Annotated in this window: 18 protein-coding genes and 1 pseudogene; 16 read left to right on the plus strand and 3 right to left on the minus strand. The window is 64.4% G+C overall.

The genetic code is table 11. The features are described 5' to 3' along the window. Positions 1–109: 109 nt before the first annotated feature. The 6 genes from NOF53_RS23550 to NOF53_RS23575 all read left to right on the plus strand — a co-directional run bounded on the left by NOF53_RS23550 (position 110) and on the right by NOF53_RS23575 (position 5,226). Positions 110–439, plus strand: a complete 330-nt coding sequence (locus NOF53_RS23550; protein WP_255973322.1) for an FCD domain-containing protein — start codon at positions 110–112, stop codon at positions 437–439. 178 nt (positions 440–617) lie between these two features. Further along, positions 618–881: an SDR family NAD(P)-dependent oxidoreductase gene (locus NOF53_RS23555; protein WP_255973324.1), complete on the plus strand. Its 264-nt coding sequence runs from the start codon at positions 618–620 to the stop codon at positions 879–881. 266 nt (positions 882–1,147) lie between these two features. Then, positions 1,148–1,426 carry a hypothetical protein gene (locus NOF53_RS23560; RefSeq protein WP_255973327.1) on the plus strand — a complete coding sequence of 93 codons (279 nt, stop codon included), beginning with the start codon at positions 1,148–1,150 and terminating at the stop codon, positions 1,424–1,426. A 930-nt stretch (positions 1,427–2,356) separates the two neighbouring features. Beyond that, a complete protein-coding gene (locus tag NOF53_RS23565) occupies positions 2,357–3,289 on the plus strand; it encodes an ATP-binding cassette domain-containing protein (RefSeq protein ID WP_255973329.1) in 933 nt (310 codons plus the stop codon). Continuing rightward, on the plus strand, positions 3,286–4,098 hold the full coding sequence (locus NOF53_RS23570; RefSeq protein ID WP_255973332.1) for an ABC transporter permease: 813 nt from the start codon (positions 3,286–3,288) through the stop codon (positions 4,096–4,098). The genes NOF53_RS23565 and NOF53_RS23570 overlap by 4 nt, the downstream gene beginning before the upstream one ends. 495 nt (positions 4,099–4,593) lie before the next feature. Continuing rightward, positions 4,594–5,226, plus strand: a complete 633-nt coding sequence (locus NOF53_RS23575) for a sigma-70 family RNA polymerase sigma factor (RefSeq protein ID WP_255973334.1) — start codon at positions 4,594–4,596, stop codon at positions 5,224–5,226. 381 nt (positions 5,227–5,607) lie between these two features. Here NOF53_RS23575 and NOF53_RS23580 read toward each other — a convergent pair whose 3' ends face one another. After that, a complete protein-coding gene (locus NOF53_RS23580; RefSeq protein WP_255973337.1) occupies positions 5,608–6,342 on the minus strand; it encodes a TetR/AcrR family transcriptional regulator C-terminal domain-containing protein in 735 nt (244 codons plus the stop codon). Positions 6,343–6,462: 120 nt separating this feature from the next. On the opposite strand from NOF53_RS23580, the gene NOF53_RS23585 reads away from it, so the two are divergent. The 8 genes and pseudogenes from NOF53_RS23585 to NOF53_RS23620 all read left to right on the plus strand — a co-directional run bounded on the left by NOF53_RS23585 (position 6,463) and on the right by NOF53_RS23620 (position 12,897). Beyond that, positions 6,463–6,903 (plus strand): hypothetical protein, encoded by a 441-nt coding sequence (locus NOF53_RS23585; RefSeq protein ID WP_255973340.1) that lies wholly within the window; start codon positions 6,463–6,465, stop codon positions 6,901–6,903. Between the two features lie 389 nt (positions 6,904–7,292). Next, positions 7,293–7,541 carry a hypothetical protein gene (locus tag NOF53_RS23590; RefSeq protein WP_255973343.1) on the plus strand — a complete coding sequence of 83 codons (249 nt, stop codon included), beginning with the start codon at positions 7,293–7,295 and terminating at the stop codon, positions 7,539–7,541. Continuing rightward, a complete protein-coding gene (locus NOF53_RS23595) occupies positions 7,538–8,497 on the plus strand; it encodes a ferritin-like domain-containing protein (RefSeq protein ID WP_255973345.1) in 960 nt (319 codons plus the stop codon). Before NOF53_RS23590 ends, NOF53_RS23595 begins: the two co-directional genes overlap by 4 nt. Positions 8,498–8,739: 242 nt before the next feature. Further along, positions 8,740–9,006 carry a hypothetical protein gene (locus NOF53_RS23600; RefSeq protein ID WP_255973348.1) on the plus strand — a complete coding sequence of 89 codons (267 nt, stop codon included), beginning with the start codon at positions 8,740–8,742 and terminating at the stop codon, positions 9,004–9,006. Between the two features lie 50 nt (positions 9,007–9,056). Further along, entirely contained in the window at positions 9,057–9,269 is a 213-nt protein-coding gene (locus tag NOF53_RS23605; RefSeq protein ID WP_255973350.1) for a hypothetical protein, read from the plus strand. A gap of 278 nt (positions 9,270–9,547) precedes the next feature. Next, positions 9,548–9,652 (plus strand): annotated as a pseudogene (locus tag NOF53_RS27985) (acetaldehyde dehydrogenase); the annotation flags it as partial. Between the two features lie 1,325 nt (positions 9,653–10,977). Continuing rightward, positions 10,978–11,580, plus strand: a complete 603-nt coding sequence (locus NOF53_RS23615; protein ID WP_255973353.1) for a TetR/AcrR family transcriptional regulator — start codon at positions 10,978–10,980, stop codon at positions 11,578–11,580. A 435-nt stretch (positions 11,581–12,015) separates the two neighbouring features. After that, complete coding sequence (locus NOF53_RS23620) at positions 12,016–12,897, plus strand: haloalkane dehalogenase (protein ID WP_255973355.1); 882 nt, start codon at positions 12,016–12,018, stop codon at positions 12,895–12,897. A gap of 299 nt (positions 12,898–13,196) precedes the next feature. Here NOF53_RS23620 and NOF53_RS23625 read toward each other — a convergent pair whose 3' ends face one another. After that, the gene (locus tag NOF53_RS23625) at positions 13,197–13,883 is read right to left on the minus strand and encodes a DNA alkylation repair protein (protein ID WP_255973357.1); all 687 of its coding nucleotides are present in this window, start codon (positions 13,881–13,883) and stop codon (positions 13,197–13,199) included. 32 nt (positions 13,884–13,915) lie between these two features. Continuing rightward, entirely contained in the window at positions 13,916–14,842 is a 927-nt protein-coding gene (locus NOF53_RS23630) for a helix-turn-helix transcriptional regulator (RefSeq protein ID WP_255973359.1), read from the minus strand. Positions 14,843–15,010: 168 nt separating this feature from the next. On the opposite strand from NOF53_RS23630, the gene NOF53_RS23635 reads away from it, so the two are divergent. Then, positions 15,011–16,255 carry an MFS transporter gene (locus NOF53_RS23635; RefSeq protein WP_255973361.1) on the plus strand — a complete coding sequence of 415 codons (1,245 nt, stop codon included), beginning with the start codon at positions 15,011–15,013 and terminating at the stop codon, positions 16,253–16,255. A gap of 27 nt (positions 16,256–16,282) precedes the next feature. Further along, the gene (locus NOF53_RS23640) at positions 16,283–17,398 is read left to right on the plus strand and encodes an alpha/beta hydrolase (RefSeq protein ID WP_255973363.1); all 1,116 of its coding nucleotides are present in this window, start codon (positions 16,283–16,285) and stop codon (positions 17,396–17,398) included. Positions 17,399–17,454 lie beyond the last annotated feature (56 nt).

Consider the following 17,454-nt stretch of genomic DNA (forward strand, 5'->3'; position numbering starts at 1 on the left):
TGAGAACCTCGCCGAGGATCTCGGTGTCAGTCCGACTCCAGTCAGAGAGGCCCTCCAGGCGCTACGGGGCCAGGGATTCTCGAGTCTCGAGCCCGGAAAGGTTTCCGCGTTGTGGCGCTCAAGCGATCAAGACATCGATGACGTCTTCCTCGCCCAAGCGTTCCTGGCAGGACAAAGGGCGCGACGCGCCGCCACGAACCTCTCCGACGACGAACTCGACAATCTGACACAAATGCACGACAAGATCGATCAGGCAGCTGCACGGAGAGACCGTGAGACCGTCCAGGATCTCAACGACAGTTTTCATCGAATCATCAACAAGAGCGCGGGTTCCCCGAAGCTGAGACTGTTGCTGAGCAATACACTGTTCTACGAACCGAGCCGTTCTTTACCACAAATCATCAGTACCCCTCATCGGACCATCGCCGGGAAGTCCTGAGCGCATTACGTCACCGCGATCCGGACGCCGCAGAGCAATCGATGTCCCACCTAATCTCCCATTCCGGCCACTTGTTACGTGAATCTCTCAGCAATCGAGGAATCGAAGACGCCAGTTTGCCGATCACACCCCGACTGCCCGCTTCTGCTGCCGACCAACTCCAGCAGAAACCGTACGATTGATCGAGGCAGAAGGCAGACGGGCCTATGCTGCCGGTGTTGACGTTCGTGACCGTACCGGCCTCGCACGCGTGGTCGCAGAAGGTGTCGATTGCCTCGCACGACTCGACATCGTCGCGGCCAATGCGTCGATCTGCACCGTCCAACCCCATGAGGACGTCACCGCGACCGTGTGGCAGACAACCATCGATGGTCAACTTGACGGGTGTCTGGCATACGTAGCCCCGGCGCCCCGGACGGCCGAGGTGCGGCGAAACACCTGATGGCAAATCAACATCCATGCCCTGCCAGGTCGTCGAGTCCAAGGAGCACCGGCGGCATGGCACCTGCACGAACGGGTCCATGACACGGAGGGCTAACGTCGACCGAGTCGCGAGGCCCCGGCCACTATCAATCTCGACACCGTCGATCGCGTTCATCAACTCCCCCACTTCTGCCGTGTGAACGCGGACATGTACCCGCCGACTCGTCGACCGCACGAAGGAGGTTATGACGTCCCCGCAGCTCACTGGCCGACAACGGCGCGTGCATGGCAGACAGCGGCGTGATCGCGAATCGGCAGCATGGTTCACGGTTACCGGCCGTGTCGATCACCCTGGGCGCGCTGTCCATTCGTTCATTCTGGATGGTCGGTCTCGGCTTCATCCTCGGCGTGACAGCGGTCCTCTGCGGGGCCATCGCCACGTTGCGGTCCTCGGTAGCCGAAGACGAGGCCGCATCCTTGCGAGCCTTACTGGGCGTCGTTGCCGGCGCCGCCGGAATCACCACCTCCGCTATCGCGCTGTTGCCAATGCTGGCGTTCATGTGATGCGCCAGGCCGACTCGGCAGTTCCCCCCAACGGTGAAGGATCCGTCTACCCTGATCAACCGCCCTACTCAGGTTGCTGCATGGCCTGTCCCCAAGGTCGTAGAGGCGTAACCCGGATGGTTACACCTGAGGACCAAACAGGCGACCCACCGGCGAATGATCGGTACCCGATCCGCGCTGTACATCCGACCTTGAAGGATCCGATCGATTCCTCGCACATCAAAAGGCCTCCTACTCGAAACCCTCACCCACGTGGAACGTCCTCGACAACCCCACTAAACCGGTGCAGCATCCAGCCTCGCCCGTCGAGCCATCACCGCGGCACCCGAATCGGAACCGAGACGCCCGTCAGTACCAACCCACACGGCCGACTCCCCAACACGCGCGCATGACCTCGACTGGGTACGGAATGCACTGCGGGTCTGTGACTTTCTTACCACCGTGCGTTCCTTGAGTTACTCCGACCGAGCTTTGCTCACCTTCGCCATTCGATGGGCCCCTTTTGGCGGCGCGGAGCCTGAGGAGTTATTCACCACGTTCGGCGTACCACGGACGAGATTCCTGCAGCTACTCCACGCCGCCATGGCACCAAGACCGTCAGACCCCGACCCGTTGCACGCCATGAAGGAAACCCTTCACATCGACCTCGCCCGCGCATGGCGAGACTCACCAACAGAAAGTGGGGATTAGCAGCCCGGGCCGTTCAGTCGATGCACGCGGCCCGCACTTAAGAAACAATGGAATTAACCGATTTCGGAGTGGCAACGGTCGCTGTGGTCGGCGGCAGGTGCGTCCGAATCGCGGTTGGTTCGTCTGAGGAGGTAACTCTCATCCACCACCGGGTGGGAGCGCACCTTCTTCCCAGAGGAACTCTCCGATGACCACCCACCTCACCGCCCACTCTCCCGCTGTCGATTTCGGGGGTGCGCGATGAGTACCCCAGCCGTCCTGGTTGAAGACTTGCACGTCGCCTACGGCGAAACTTCGGCCCTCGACGGCGTCGACCTGGAAGCCGCCGCCGGGACCACCCTCGGGGTGCTCGGCCACAACGGTGCCGGCAAGACCACCCTGATCCGTACCCTGACCACCCTGGTGCGCCCCACCGTCGGCCGCGTGCAGATTGACGGTCTCGACGTGGTAGCAGACGCCACCGAGGTTCGCCGCCGGATCGGCGTGACCGGCCAGTACGCCGGTCTCGACGAATTCCTCACCGCGCGGGAGAACCTGGAGCTGATCGGCCGACTGACAGGGTTGCGCCGCACCGCCGCCCGCGCACGGGCCGACGCGCTGATCGACCGACTCGGGTTGCACGAGTATGCAACCCGGCGAATCGGGGAACTTTCCGGTGGCTCCCGCCGCCGGGTCGACCTGGCGGCCAGCCTCGTCGGCTCCCCGTCGGTGCTGTTCCTGGACGAACCGACCACCGGCCTCGACCCACTTGCCCGTGCCGGACTGTGGGACGTCGTAGAGGAGCTGACCGCCGCGGGCACCACGGTCGTGCTCACCACCCAGTACCTCGACGAAGCCGACCGGCTCGCCGACCACATCGTCGTCCTGAGCCGAGGCCGGGTCGCCGCCCGCGGAACCCCCGCCGAGCTGAAACGAATAGTCGGCGGCAAGGTCCTGAACGCCACCATTCCCGCCCATCAGCTCGCCGACCTGCCGTTCACTCCGGACACCGATCGCCGGATCGACGGCGGCCGGGTTCGGGTGTCGGTCACCGTCGCCGACGCCCCCACCGCGACCGCGCTGGTCGCCGACCTGCACCGCGCCGGCGTCGAGATCACCGACCTGGATGTGAACTCCCCCAGCCTCGACGACGTCTTCACCCACCTCGCCCACACCACCGGAGCCCACCGATGACCACCACCCGCACCACCACAATCGAGCGTTCCTCGATCGGAAACCAGCTCGCCGCCCTCACCGTCCGGAACCTGCGCACCAGCGCCCGTGTCCCGCAGTTGCTGATGTTCTCGCTGACCATGCCGATGGCGATGCTGGTGCTGTTCAGTCAGGTGTTCCGCAGTGTCGCCGCCGGACCGGGCTTTCCGGCCGGGGTGAGCTACATCATCTTCCTCACCCCTGCCATGCTCGCCGTCTCCACCGTGATGGCCGGCACCAACGCCGGAGTGTCCGCGGCGATCGATCACACCAACGGTCTGCACGACCGCTTCGCGGCCCTGCCCATGCGGGCGGCGTTGCCTGGGATGGCTCGCACCATCAACGAGGCCGTCTTCACCCTCGCCCGCGCAGCACTGCTCGGGATCGCGGCGGTGGCATTGGGGTTCGAGTTTTATGGCACCGCCGTCGATGCCGTCGCCGCGGTCGTCGTGCTGGTGGTGCTGGCGGGGGCGATGAGCGCCTTGTTCGGGCTGATCGGGGGCCGGCTCCGCCGCCCGGATGTCGTTCAATTTGCCGGGATGATGGTGATGATGCCGCTGATGTTCATCTCGAGTGCGTTCGCGCCGATCGAGACCATGCCTGGCTGGATGCGGGCCATGGCGACGTTGAATCCGGTCGCGCATGCTACCGACGCCCTGCGCGGTCACGTGCTCGGCACCGCCACCGCCGGCGACACCGCCGCGGCCCTGATCGCGGCGATCGGGTTGTGGGCCGTGGTCACCGCCGTCCCCGTTCTCACCCGCGTGCTTCGGCCGACACGCGCTCGCTGAACGACGACCACCCGCCCTGTCCCTCCCCGCGAAAGGGAGGGACAGGGCGGGTTTTGCGTGTGCGTTGTTCTTCCGGCGCCGGGCACTCTCATAACCCCCACCCTGCGAAAGGGTAGGGGCACTCTCTGGTGTGCTGCGGTCAGCGACTACGCCCGGTGCGGGCATCGACGGCGCTCATGCGGCGGCGTCGAGCAGATGCAGTTCCTCCGCCACGATCAGATCGACTTCTTCGCTGGTCAGACCCGAAAAGAGATGTGTGGTCAGCATCGCTCTCACCTCCTCACCGCGCTCTAGTGGTTCGTCGAACTGGAAAACCCGAAATCGACATCGACACCCATACAGACGAGGGAATCCGGATCGGGACGCAGGGGTAATGCTCCGTTTCGCGGTGCGTCCGATCGCGGTGACCGTCGTCCGTACCTGTTGAGGCGACTGAAGGGGGTCGCCACCGCGCCTCGAGGCGGGGATGCTGGAGACGGAAAGGAACCACAGATCATGAGCGAGGAAACAGCCGCCACCGCGAACACACCGCAACCGGAACCAGATGATCTCGACCAACTCTGGCGCCGCTTCTCGAGTGACCTGCGGGCCTTCATTGCCCGCCGGGTCTCGCGTCCCGAGGACGCCGAAGACATCCTGTCGATCGTGTTTCTGCGGATGGCCAAGAGCCTCGACAATCTGCGCGAGCAGGACCGGCTCCTTGGGTGGATGTACGCCATTACCCGCAACGCGATCACCGATTACTACCGGTCCGCGCCCCATCGGCGCGAGCTGCCCGTCGATGCCGTCCCAGAGAACCCTCCCGCCGGCGAACCCGACATCGACGAGGCGGCGGAGAAGGAACTCGCCTCCTGTTTGGTGCCGATGCTCTCCGGGCTGCCCGCCGAGCAGGCCGCGGCTGTGAAGATGGTCGACCTCGACGCCCGAACCCACGCCGCCGCGGCCAGTGAGGCGGGAATCTCGTTGTCGGGGATGAAATCCCGAGTCCAACGCGGTCGTGCCACTCTTCAGGCCCGGTTACACGCCTGCTGTGAGATCAGCCAGGACCGCACCGGTCACGTGCACGATTACCAGCCCCGCGACGGCGGAGCATGCGCCTGCGGAGCCACCACGCCGGCGGACCAGTAGACCGCACACCGTCTCTGTGAGGTGACTGGTCGTCGCGTGTCCCCAGCGCAGACGGCGGTGCGGTGCGAGCTCACATTCGCTCGCACCGCACCGCCGAGTTACCGGGTGAGGACTACTGGCAGCCGCATCCACCGCCCGCCGTTGCCGCCGCACCGCAGCATGTCGCCTTCTCGCTGTGATCGCAACAGGTGCTTTGCCGTTCGGTGCTGCAACACGTGGGCGCCGCAGCCTGCGGCGATACGCCCGTCCGATCCGTCGCCGGGTTCTCGAACTCGTGGGGGTTCGTCATGGTGACTCCTTGATCCGTAGGGATGGATACCAGGACAGACGTTGAAGAGCGGGAAAGGACGCACCCGGCACGGACGGACAGGCGGGACCCGGTCATGCGCCGGTGGCACGGGCAGTGGTCGGGAACAGGGACTCGAGGCCGTCGATAATGATGTCGAGGCCCTTGTCGAGAAGTTCCGCACCGCCGTAGTCGGCGAGTTCGGAAGCGAGGGAGCGTAACCGGGGAAACTTGCTGCGCGGCAGGCGGTGCAGTCCGAGGCGGAGGACGTCCTCCGACTCTTCGGGATCCTCGATCAGTTCCTGGAGTTCGTCGAGAATGTGCCCTTGCAGGAACCCGAAGAAGAGCCGGTAGGAGCGCAACGCATTCGGCGGGGAGAATCCGGCCCGGACGAGGAGTTCGAGGAAGTCCTCCAGCGGACGAAGCGTGCCCAGGGGTCGTGATCCCAGAGGTGTTGCGAGGGGGCGGGTAACCAGCAGCGGAACGACATTGGGGTGCTCGAGTGCGAGGTCTCGGTAGCGGTGCGCAACTAACCGCAGTTCGTGTGTCCACTCCTGCGCGTCGGGGTCGATGACGAGTTCCCGGAGCACGAGGTCGATGACACCGTCGAGGAGCGCCGCCTTGTTCTCCGCGTAGCGATACAGGCTCATCGCGTCACGGTCGAGTGCCTGCGCCAATCGGCGCATCGAGAGGGCATCGACGCCCTCGTGGTCGACGATTTCGAGGGCGGCGGCCAGCACATGCTCGGTGGTCAGCGGGGTCAGACGTGCCCGAACCCGGGGACGGCCCTTGATGGTGGTCGACTCGGCCGAGTCCGTGCGCGCAACCATCGCAGCCTCCTTGAAATGATACGGAGCACAAGAGCGCGTCCACGCCGGATCACGCCTTATGCAGCCCTTACCTACACCGTACGCTTGCACTGTAGTTACTTATGGGTATGCTTACGGGGCATGGGTTCGCTCCAGCAGAGGGTCGCGCTCACCATCACGTCCACCTCATTCGAGGAGACGTACGCGGTGACCCGGATCTGCACTGCAATGCCGGGCACCCCATTGAAGGAGTCCTTCATGACCTCCACTAATCCTGCCGCCCACACCAGCACCGGAGCCGTAGCGCCCGGCAGGCGGACTGACCTCGATCCGCGCCGCAGCACGGAGACGAAGGCCGCGTTCAAGACCACCGAGTTCTTCGTCTACGTCGCCGCCGTCATCGGAGTCCTCATCTCCTCGTATCTGGTGCAGACGACCGATGCACACGAGGACTATTTCCGGGCGGACCGTGCCTGGTTCTACATCGTCATTCTGACGATCGCCTACATCGTCAGCCGGGGCATTGCCAAGTCCGGCAGCCCCGAGCACTACACGGACACCGATCGGCACGCCGGCGTCTGACTCTTTTTCGTAGCGCGGGGGTTCCGGCGCGTTCGCCGGGCCCCCGCGCTACGGAGTCGCCGATCGACTCCGTGACACCCCTCCCGATCCGAGGGACGTCCGTGCCTCGGACAGTTGGATCGAAGTCTTGTCAGTATCGTTCTCTCCTTTGGTGGTTGACGGTGCTGCGCCACCGCACATCATTACCGCTCCCACCCGCACCGTGCACCCCTCCCTGGTCGAACTACCAGGCGTCCAGCGGGTCCTCGACCTCGCGGGGCCCATCGTATTGTCGGTTGCCGTGGCCGCGACGACATCGCCCTTTGTTGCGGCCGTCGGTTTGCTCACCGTAACGCGTGGCCGGGTTGCGCTGCGCCGCAACCTCACTTCTCGATAAGAAAGGTCTTCCCATGTGGATTCTCGTCACCCGTCTGCTACGCCGATGGAAGATGCTCGTTCTCGCCCTTCCCCTCGTCGCCGCCGCACTGTCCCGGCTCGGTAACCACCTCGAACGACGCGCCGGCAAACCGACCACCGCATCACGCGGGCTGCTCGGAATCTCGCGTTTCGCCCGGCGTCGAGCCGGCACCGATGACGCCAACCGTCCGGCCGGCCGACGCCTATCATCCGACTCTCTCGACTTCAGGAGCCACGCATGACCGACAACACCACCACCTTGATCACCCAGCTGCGAGTCCTACTGGACCTGACACACACCGAAATTCAGGTCGCCGAGACCCGGATCGGCCAAGCCCGAACAGAAGCCGTCCGCCGGGAGCTGTCACAGAACGCCGGCAACGCCCGCGAGCGCGCCGGCGCCGTGGAGGAAGCAATCCGGGACCTCGGTGGACTTCCCGACGTCGTGGGCCCGTTCCTCGGTCGCGCGACCGCAATGGTGAAGGCGATGGCCGAGCAAGCCCAGCCGTTCGACGAGGCCCTGCTCGGTGACCTGATCCTCGAGCATCAACTGCTCGACCGGGCGCGCTATCTCCGGGCATTGGCGACCGCGTCGCGCCACACCGTCATCGTTGCCCTTGCCGGGCGACTGATCACCGCACACACCGCAACAGTCGAATGGTTGACGACGGTGCTGGCCGAGGACGCGCTCGGCGGCCCGGCGGCATTGCGGCGCACCCCGATGCAGGCCGCGACCGGGACCGCGATCCGGTTGATCACTGTCCCGGCGTCGTGGTCGGCGCGCGGACTCGATCGCGCCATCGACACCGTTCAGGCCGCCCCGGACCGGATCGGCGCGCTTCTGCGCCGCGGCGCCCATGCCGGTGACGTAGCCACGAAGACGCTGGTCGCCAGCCGCGATGCCGCACTCGAATCGGCCGAAGCGGTGACCCGCCGAGAAGGCGCATCCGGCGTCGCGGATGCCATCCGCACTGCCCGTACCGCCAACGGTTCTCTCGAGGACGAAGAGCTCCCGATCTCCGACTACGCCGAACTCAATGTCTCCGGCGCGGTGGCCGCGGTGAAGGAACTCACGGCACCCGCCGACCTTCGCACCATCATCGCCCACGAAGAGGCGAACAAGAACCGCCACGGAGTGATATCGGCCGCGCAGGTCCGCCTCGCCGCCATCGCACAAGAGGTCGTTGGCATCAGCTGACGCAATGACGTAGAGCGCGCGGCGGTATTCGACAGAGCCTGTGGGCACGGCTCAGGCAGCAGTAGCGTCGCGCGCCCGCGTTCGGCAAAGTTTTGCGGGTTGCACAGAAGCCGTGCAGTCATCGAACGAGCCCGCAAGCTCTGCGTCGTAGCCGCTCGTATCCCCACACCGTGAACTGACGGTATCCATTTCCCAGCTCGCCGACCTTTCGAGCCCAGTTTTCCCGCCATCAGGAGAATTTCATGAACGAGCAGAACACGTCCGGACACGCGCGCGAGGGCCTCCGCGACTCGGTCAAGGACACGGTGAAGGAACTTGCCGGGGCGGTGACCGGTAGCGACTCGCCGGCCACCGAAGAAGAAGAGGCCGTCGAGGCCACCGACGAACACCGGCGAGCTGTCCGTGCAGCGGCCGCCGCCCGCGACGAGGCGGACCGAGTTCGGCGCGCCGCCAAAGGCCTCAGCGGTAACGCCGGCCTGTCCCTTCCCGCGGATCATCGAAGATCTTAAGAACATCCTCACCGTCCCCATCACACTCTTGCGCGTGCAGCACAAAGATTGTGCGCGTTCCACTGCAACTCGTCGAAGACCAGTTGATCTCCCGGCCGGCAACCGAATCACCGGCCCGCCTGTCGAACAGGCACGCCGGCGTGAGGACGAGCGCCAACGGGCCGCCTGACGGGACTTCAGCCCAACGCACACAGGTCGCGAAGAAGCAGGCCGATCAGCTCGCCGCCCCACGCACCGAGACGACCGCCAACGAGAAACGCTGACCAAACCAAACAATGTGCCGTTCTGCCGATCAAACGAAGGCCGTGCTCGCCACAGCATGGTGCCCCGCAGTTACGCGCAACTCCGCACCCTATTCGGTCGCCGGGATCCCGATACTGTCCGTTCCCGGACCGGCTACCGCCGAGGGAATGTCAGTGGGCCATTGACTCGCGGGCAGATTCGTCGAGGACCAACAGCTTCTCACTGTCGGTGAACTGGTCGGCACTATTCTTCACCACTGACGTCGACAAGTGTGTCCCTGAACCGAGTGAACACCGCGGTCAACCTCGACCAGCACCTCGACGGCGACATCGACAACGTCAAGATGGTCACCTGCGGTGGCCAGGCCACCGTCCCGGTGGTCCATGCTGTCCCTTCTCGCGTTGAACGTGGCGGCGCACCGGCTGGACAGGCGGACAGGACAGTGATGGGGCCCGCTTAGACACCAACGGTCCAGTCAGGGAGTGGGTCAGACGCGGATCCGCAGCTACCAGCGCCGCACAGGTGTCGGCCTCGGCGCCCATCAGCGCATCGCTGAACGTGGAGAACAGACTCCGTCGGAGGTCGGGGGCACACGCAACCCGCTCGCGCGAGGTGGCAGTTGTCCAAAAGATGAACACCCATGAGCCCATGACCCCCATCACTATGAGTGTGCCGACGATTCCAGGCAGACGAGTCCATAGTTGCAACCGGTCTCAGCCGGCGATGACCCGTATGGACTCTCCTACCGAAGTCAGTCCGACCAGATCATGAACGTCCCAATGATCTCGCCGAGCATCGCGGCACAGATTCGATCCGCTGCTGATTGCGACCACATACCGTCACGAAAGAAGAGAACGCGTCGATGCCCACACAGGTGCTCAGCAGTTCCAAGCCAACACCGGCACCATCCCCTGAAAGCGCAATTCCGGAAGGGGCTGACGGCGACTGCCAGCCGCGACGAACCCGGCGCCATCACCACCGCAGGTACATCGCGTCACCTCAGAGGCTGGGGCATGTCCAGCTCACCGCCGAGGCTCGGGACTTCGTCGTGTTCGCTTCGAGATGGTCTCCCCATGGGCGAGCTGACCGTCCTGTTTGCCGAAGCCTCTCCCCCACCGCTCCACTTTCGGCGATTGCGGGCCACAACGCCCTCGGTACCCGCAGACGCAGCGAGGGCGAGGCCACCTTATGACCGCTGTGCACCAAGAATGCGTCCGCGCCGTTCCCCCGTGGCAGCCGCTGTTCAAGGCCACGACAGGGGTGGCGCTTCTCCTCATCGCCACTATCCCCCTGAGCGGCGCGCGCATACACCAGGCGGTTGCGGTTTCAACGAGAGTCTTTGTTGCATACCCGGACTACCGGTTGCACGACTCGTACGAGGGGCATACGAACTGGGATCGAAATGGGCTTCAGGTTCGCAAGCCAGAAGTATCACGCTCCGTCCTCGATTGGCACGCCCGAGGGGGGTGTGGGGTGCGGCCGTCGCCCCGCTTCCCTTTTCTTCCCTGTCGGGGCGGTACACGGCGAGGCCGTACACGATGCCCGTGTCGCGGTGGTCACTCCTGTCCGCCGCAGAGAAGTTCCAGCCCCGAGCTCCAGTCGAGGTCGCCGCCGGCAGGAACGCGGTCCGTTGCAACCGGCCGGTTTGTCGGTACCTGATCCTCGTCGGTCCGGCGTATGCGACCTGCGGCGCTTGACAGATGTAAGATGACCGGTCACCCTATCGATATGGCGCGTGCACCAATTCGGCCTCTTATCGTTCAGAAGGGCACGCAGGTGTTCCTCGAGCGTGGCTACTCTGGGTCAGCGGTGCAGGACATCACCGCTGCGGCCGAAGTGCCCAAGGGATCGTTCTATAACCACTTCGAAAGCAAGGAAGCGTTCGGCGCAGAGGTTTTACAAGAATTTTTTGCCGATCTGCAACGAACGATATCTATGACCCTCGAGGCTACCGGCGTACCGCCGCTACGCAGACTGCAAAACTATTTTGCAGCGATTATTGAAATTCTAGACGGGCAGGATTACGTATACGGCTGCTTGATCGGAAACTTCAGCGTAGAACTCAGTCCGTTGAGCGATGTTGTCAGAACTGAACTCTTGCGCATTTTCGAACAATGGGTGAAGCCGTTCCAAAAATGCATCATTGAAGGCCAGGAGACGGGGGCGATTCGTGGCGATTTGGCTCCAGATCTGTTGGCCGATTTCTTGCTTGCCTCCTGGCAAGGTGCCATCATGCGGATGAAGATCGAACGCAACCGTGGACCATTGGATCAATTCTTGACCGTCGTGTTCGACGCGCTCTTGACGCCGTCGAAAAATGAAATTTCCTAGGAATTCTGTATGGCTCACTAACACGTTCGCCGATGAACGACAATCGGCGAACGGCACAGTGGTATGCGACGAAAAAATGGTACCGGCAGGTTTGCGCTGGAGCGACAACGAAATCGTTAGAGGCGCTTACGTAGAAGCGCTACTAGATTTATCCCGCTCAGAGTAGTAATCTCCACCACAGCAAGTGGGCGGCCGACGGCCGACTTCTCGCTTCGTGTTCCGGCCGATCTGCGTGCCGCACTTTCTGGGCTACGGACTCCTTCCGCCTTGCACGGACCCAGCTAGTCAGCTTCAGATCGAATGGCATGTCACCCAGCCAAGATGACCGGTCATCTTGGGCCTCATCGAGATAGCCCGACCGGTCTGATTGTGCCTCTCGGCAATGCGCCTATCGCAAGATGACCGGTCAGCATATCTCTAGAAAGGAAGATCAAAATGTCCGAAATCGGTACAGCCTTCTCCTTCGACCCTCACTACATGGAAGTCTTGGGTGAGCGGATGCACTACGTCGACGTCGGACCGCGCGATGGCACTCCGGTGCTGTTCCTGCACGGGAACCCGACCTCGTCCTACCTTTGGCGCAACATCATCCCGCATGTATCGCCTACTCACCGGTGCATTGCTCCGGACCTGATCGGGATGGGAAAGTCGGACAAGCCGGAACTCGGCTACTCCTTCGACGACCACGTCCGGTACCTCGATGCCTTCATCGAAGCCCTGGACCTGGAGGAGGTCGTCCTTGTCATCCACGACTGGGGCTCAGCTCTCGGATTCCATTGGGCCAAGCGCAATCCGGGACGAGTCAAGGGCATCGCCTGCATGGAGTTCATCCGCCCCATTCAGACCTGGGACGACTGGCCGGAATTCGCACGCGAGAGCTTCCAAGCCTTCCGGACCGGCGATGTCGGCCGGGAGCTGATCATCGATCAGAACGCCTTCATCGAGGCTGTGCTCCCGAAGTGCGTCGTCCGTCCGCTTACGGAGGTGGAAATGGACCATTACCGCGAGCCCTTCCTTAAGCCTGTCGACCGCGAGCCGCTGTGGCGCTTTCCTAATGAGTTGCCCATCGCCGGTGCGCCGGAGCACATGGTCTCCGTCGTCGAGGACTACATGAACTGGCTGCACCAGTCACCTGTTCCGAAGCTGATGTTCTGGGGCACACCTGGTGTACTGATCCCCCCGGCAGAGGCCACGCGACTCGCCGAGAGCCTCCCCAACTGCAAGGCCGTGGACATCGGCCCTGGACTGCACTACCTCCAGGAGGACAACCCGGACCTTATCGGCAGTGAGATCGCTCGCTGGCTCCCCGCACTCTAGTTCGCTCCCGGTCGGGTACGCGAGCGTCCTCGTCGTAGCCGAGAGTGGATGCCGACCGGTCTACGAGCACCGGGCGGCATCCACCCTTCGATGCCACGGCCCGCGATCTCCGCGACTGGAGAGGAGCAGGATAGGCATGATCGAGAGGGCGAAATCGGTGAACAGATCGACGATTTCGGAATACCGTGACCGCGGCGCGAGCACCCACGTCCCGAGGAACCAGGTTTGTCCGTTGTTGTGAAGTGTTGCATTGGACAGCTCCTCGAAAACCTCCTGCAAGGGCACCTCGGCGTCAACACCTACTTGTCACGTTGTCGTCTCACCATCTCGGTGATCCAGACGGGTGCGAACGGTGACGTGCAATTTTCAGGCGTCGGGTAGTCCTCGAGAACGTGCAACCGTTCGCCGATGTCGATGGCGCGTGCTCGATGCTCGGCGTGTTCGATCCCGATCTGGGCCAGGCAGTGATTCATCGCCCACTGCAGGCGGTCCGGGGCATCCTTCATCTGCGCTTCGATGATGTCGAGCAGTCCTGCGAGGTCGAGGCCCTCGGGCTTCTTCACCACGCGATCGGTGGCCAGCGCCCAGCCGGCACTCGCGACCACGGGATCCGGATCGGCGAACCAGGCCAGGCGTAGCTCTTCGGCGTGCGGATTTTTCTTCACGACGTAGTTGACGAGCCAGTCGTGCACCTTGGGTGTGCGCGCCTGACGCAGCATGCCATCCAATTCGTCACGCTCGAACGCCTTCGGGCGACAGATCAGGATCGCCAGCAGTCTCGCCGCGCTGTCACCCGTGTCCCAGAGTTCGCGGGCGAGTTCCTGCTGGGTCTTGAGCCGCTTGGCAAGTGCGCGCAGCTTGCCGAGGTTCACGCCGTGGTCGTCACCGTGCTTGACGTTCACCTCGCGGGCCCTCGGATCCTCGAGTTCTGCTAGCTCGGCCAATACCTCGGCCACCGTTGTCGGGCCCGCCGTCGTCTGAGCCACGTCTCTCTCCTGTCCGTCGCGTGGGAAACAGCCTACGACGAGGGGTCGACACGTTGCTGACCTGCAGTATCGACGGCTGTGGTGTTGCCGAGGTTGGTTGCGGCCCAGTTGGCGAGCAGGGTCATGGCGTCGGCCGAAGGGCTGCCGGGTTCGGAGCTGTAGAGGGTCAGCACCAGACCGGGGTCGGCGGGCAACGGCATCGTTTCGTAGCCGATGGTGATGTCGCCGACGACGGGATGGTGAAAGGTCTTGGTTCCAGTGTAGTGCAGGCGCACATTGTGTTTGGCCCAGCGGACCCGGAACTCTTCGCTGCGGGTGGACAGTTCGCCGACCAAGCCGGAAATGCTGCGATCGTAGGGGTCGCGGCCGGCGTCGGTGCGCAGCAGGTTGACCGCGCCGTCGGCCATCAGGTCCCAGTCGGGGTAGAACTCATGCGCGCGAGGGTCGAGGAAGCAGAACCGCACGAAGTTGACCGGCTTCGCGGGATCGGGATGCAGCGGGTCCGGGTACAGCGGGCTGTAGAACGCGTACGCCAGCTGGTTCCCGCAGACGAGGTCGTGGCGGGCGTTGCGCACGAACGCGGGCCCGAGGTAGTTGTCACATAGCCGCTGCACCATCGGCCGGATGGTCTTGGTACGGCGGGGCCTGCTCCGCTGTGCTCCGGTAGTGATTGCACGGTGCAGGTCGAACAGGTGCGAGCGTTCGGCGTCGTCGAGGTTGAGAGCGCGGGCTATCGCGTCGAGCACGGATTCGGAGACGCCGGTAACTTTGCCGCGTTCGATCTGGGTGTAGTAGTCGACCGAGAGCCCGGCCAGCGTGGCGACTTCCTGGCGACGCAGACCGGGAACTCGGCGTTTGGCGGCGTCGTACACCGGCAACCCCACCTGATCAGGGGTGATCTTGGCCCGCCGTGACGCCAGGAACTGGCCGATCTCGGCCGCTCGTTCGGTGGACTCCATAGAAGCGACGTTACGACCCAGGTGCCAGTGATTGCCAGGTTCTTGCGAGAGGGGTGTGGCCGGCACCCCTCTCATCTTCGCCTCCCACAGCGGCCGTGCGCCGCGTTGCATGGATGCCGGAGCGCACAGGTGCTCCGAATCCGAGCAATTTCAAGACAACGAGGTGACATGACCGCGCAGCCGGCAGTCCGAATGAAGCCGAGCACTCGGCTGCCTGTCCTGGTGTACGTGTTGGCGGCCGGGATCTTCCTGATGGGCACGACCGAGTTCATGGTCGCCGGACTTCTGCCCGACGTCGCCGCGGATCTGGGTGTGGATATTGCACAGGCTGGATTGCTGGTCACCGCGTTCGCGGTCGGCATGATCGTCGGGCCACCGGTGATGGCGCTGGCCACGCTGCGTTTACCCGCACGGTTCACCCTTGTCGGTGCGCTGGCGGTGTTCGCGGCCGGGCATGTGGTGGCCGCGTTGAGTGAATCATTTGCCGTGGTGACCGCCTCGCGGGTGGTGACTGCGCTGGCCACCGGCGCGTTCTGGGCGACCGGTGCGGTGGTGGCGGCCGCGGTCGCCGGGCCCGGAGCTAGCGCGCGGGCGCTGGCGGTGCTGTCGGGCGGGCTCAGCCTGGCCGTGGTCGCCGGGGTGCCGCTAGGCACCTTTGCCGGTCAATTCAGCGGCTGGCGGGGTCCGTTCTGGATGCTGGCTGTGCTGGCGCTTCCCGCGATCGTGGCTGTGCTGCGGTTCGCGCCCACGACGGCGAGGGACGGCCCCACCCAGGTCTCGGTCGGTGCGGAGATTGCTGCGGTGCGTCCGTGGCGGGTGTGGGTGCTGCTGGGTGTGATCGTGCTCGCCCAGGCCGGGTTCCTCGGCGCCTACAGTTTCATCAGCCCGCTGCTGACCGAGCGCGCGGGCATCCCCGTCGCACTGGTGCCGTTGGTGCTCGTCGGGTTCGGGATCGGTGCCCTGATCGGCACGACACTAGGTGGTCGGCTCGGAGACCGTCGTCCACTGGCCACGATCACCGTTGCGGTTTCGCTCACCGCAGCCCTGCTCCTCGTCCTCGCGGCGACGGCCGGTGACTCAGCAATCGTGGTCGTAGTGGTCGTGTTGCTCGGTGCGTCCGGTCTCGGCGCAAACCCGGTATTGATCGCCCAGACACTGCGATTCGCCGGCCACGGCCGGCTGGCGTCCTCGCTGGCGACCTCGGCGTTCAATCTCGGCACCGCCGCCGGTTCCGCCCTGGCCGCGACCACGCTGTCGACCTCACTGGGCTTGGCCGGCCCGGCGGTGCTCGGCGCCGCGGTGACCGGATCGGCGCTGATCCCCATCGCCCTGCTCGCCACCACCCGACCAGCCTCCGAAGGCAACAAGGCAATGGACGAACGCAGCGCCACCAAAACCCTCCTCACCCTCTGACGAACAACAAACTAGGAGAACACAACGATGAACACCCTCTCCACACGGCGACGCGATCGCCGCTGGATGAAGCTGGCAGGCACCGGCATTGCCGTGATCGGCGTCCTCGCCGCCTCGGCCTGCGCCCCCGCCGACCCGGCCACCGCGTCCTCGACACCAGCGGCCCAACCGGCGTCGAACCTGCCCGCCGGTGATACCTCCCACGGCGCGGACAACTTCTATACGAGCGACCGCGTCACAGTCGAGAAGGTGACCTTCCAGAACCAGTACCGGATGAACGTCACCGGCAACCTGTTCGTGCCCAGGGACGTCGATCGCAATGCGACACATCCGGCGATGGTGGTCGGACACCCGATGGGTGCGGTCAAGGAGCAGAGCGCCAACCTCTACGCGACCAAGATGGCCGAGCAGGGTTTCGTCGCCCTGTCCCTCGACCTGTCGTTCTGGGGTGACAGCGACGGCGAGCCCCGCAACGCCGTCGCTCCCGACATCTACGCCGAGGACTTCAGCGCCGGCGTGGACTTCCTGCGCACCCAGCCGTTCGTCGACACCGAACGCATCGGCGCGCTCGGGATCTGCGGCAGCGGCAGCTTCGTCATCAGCGCAGCCAAGATCGACCCCCGCATCAAGGCCGTCGCCACCGTCAGCATGTACGACATGGGCGGCGCCAACCGCAACGGGTTGGGTCACTCGGTCACCCTCGAGCAGCGGAAGGCCATCCTCGAACAGGCGGCGCAACAGCGCGACGTCGAATTCAGCGGCGGACCCACCGAATACACCAGCGGCACGCCTGAACAGCTGACCGATCAGTCGACGGCGGTCGAGCGCGAGTTCTACGACTTCTACCGCACCGCGCGGGGGAACAGCCCCGACACCACTACCCATCCGACGCTCTCGAGCAACGTCAAGTTCATGAACTTCTACCCCTTCACCGACATCGAGACCATCTCACCTCGGCCGATGCTGTTCATCGCCGGCGAAAACGCCCACTCCCGCGAGTTCAGCGAAGAGGCTTACCGACTCGCCGGTGACCGCAAGGAACTGGTGATCGTGCCCGGCGCCGGCCACGTCGACCTCTACGACCGGGTCAACCTGATCCCGTTCGACAAGCTGACCGAGTTCTTCACCCAGAACCTCACCTGACGGCACGCGAGCACTCCCCGCATCCTGGGGATGAACGGTCGGTGCATCGATCAGAC

It is taken from the genome of Rhodococcus tibetensis, assembly GCF_024438035.1.
Classification (GTDB): Bacteria; Actinomycetota; Actinomycetes; order Mycobacteriales; family Mycobacteriaceae; genus Rhodococcus_F; species Rhodococcus_F tibetensis.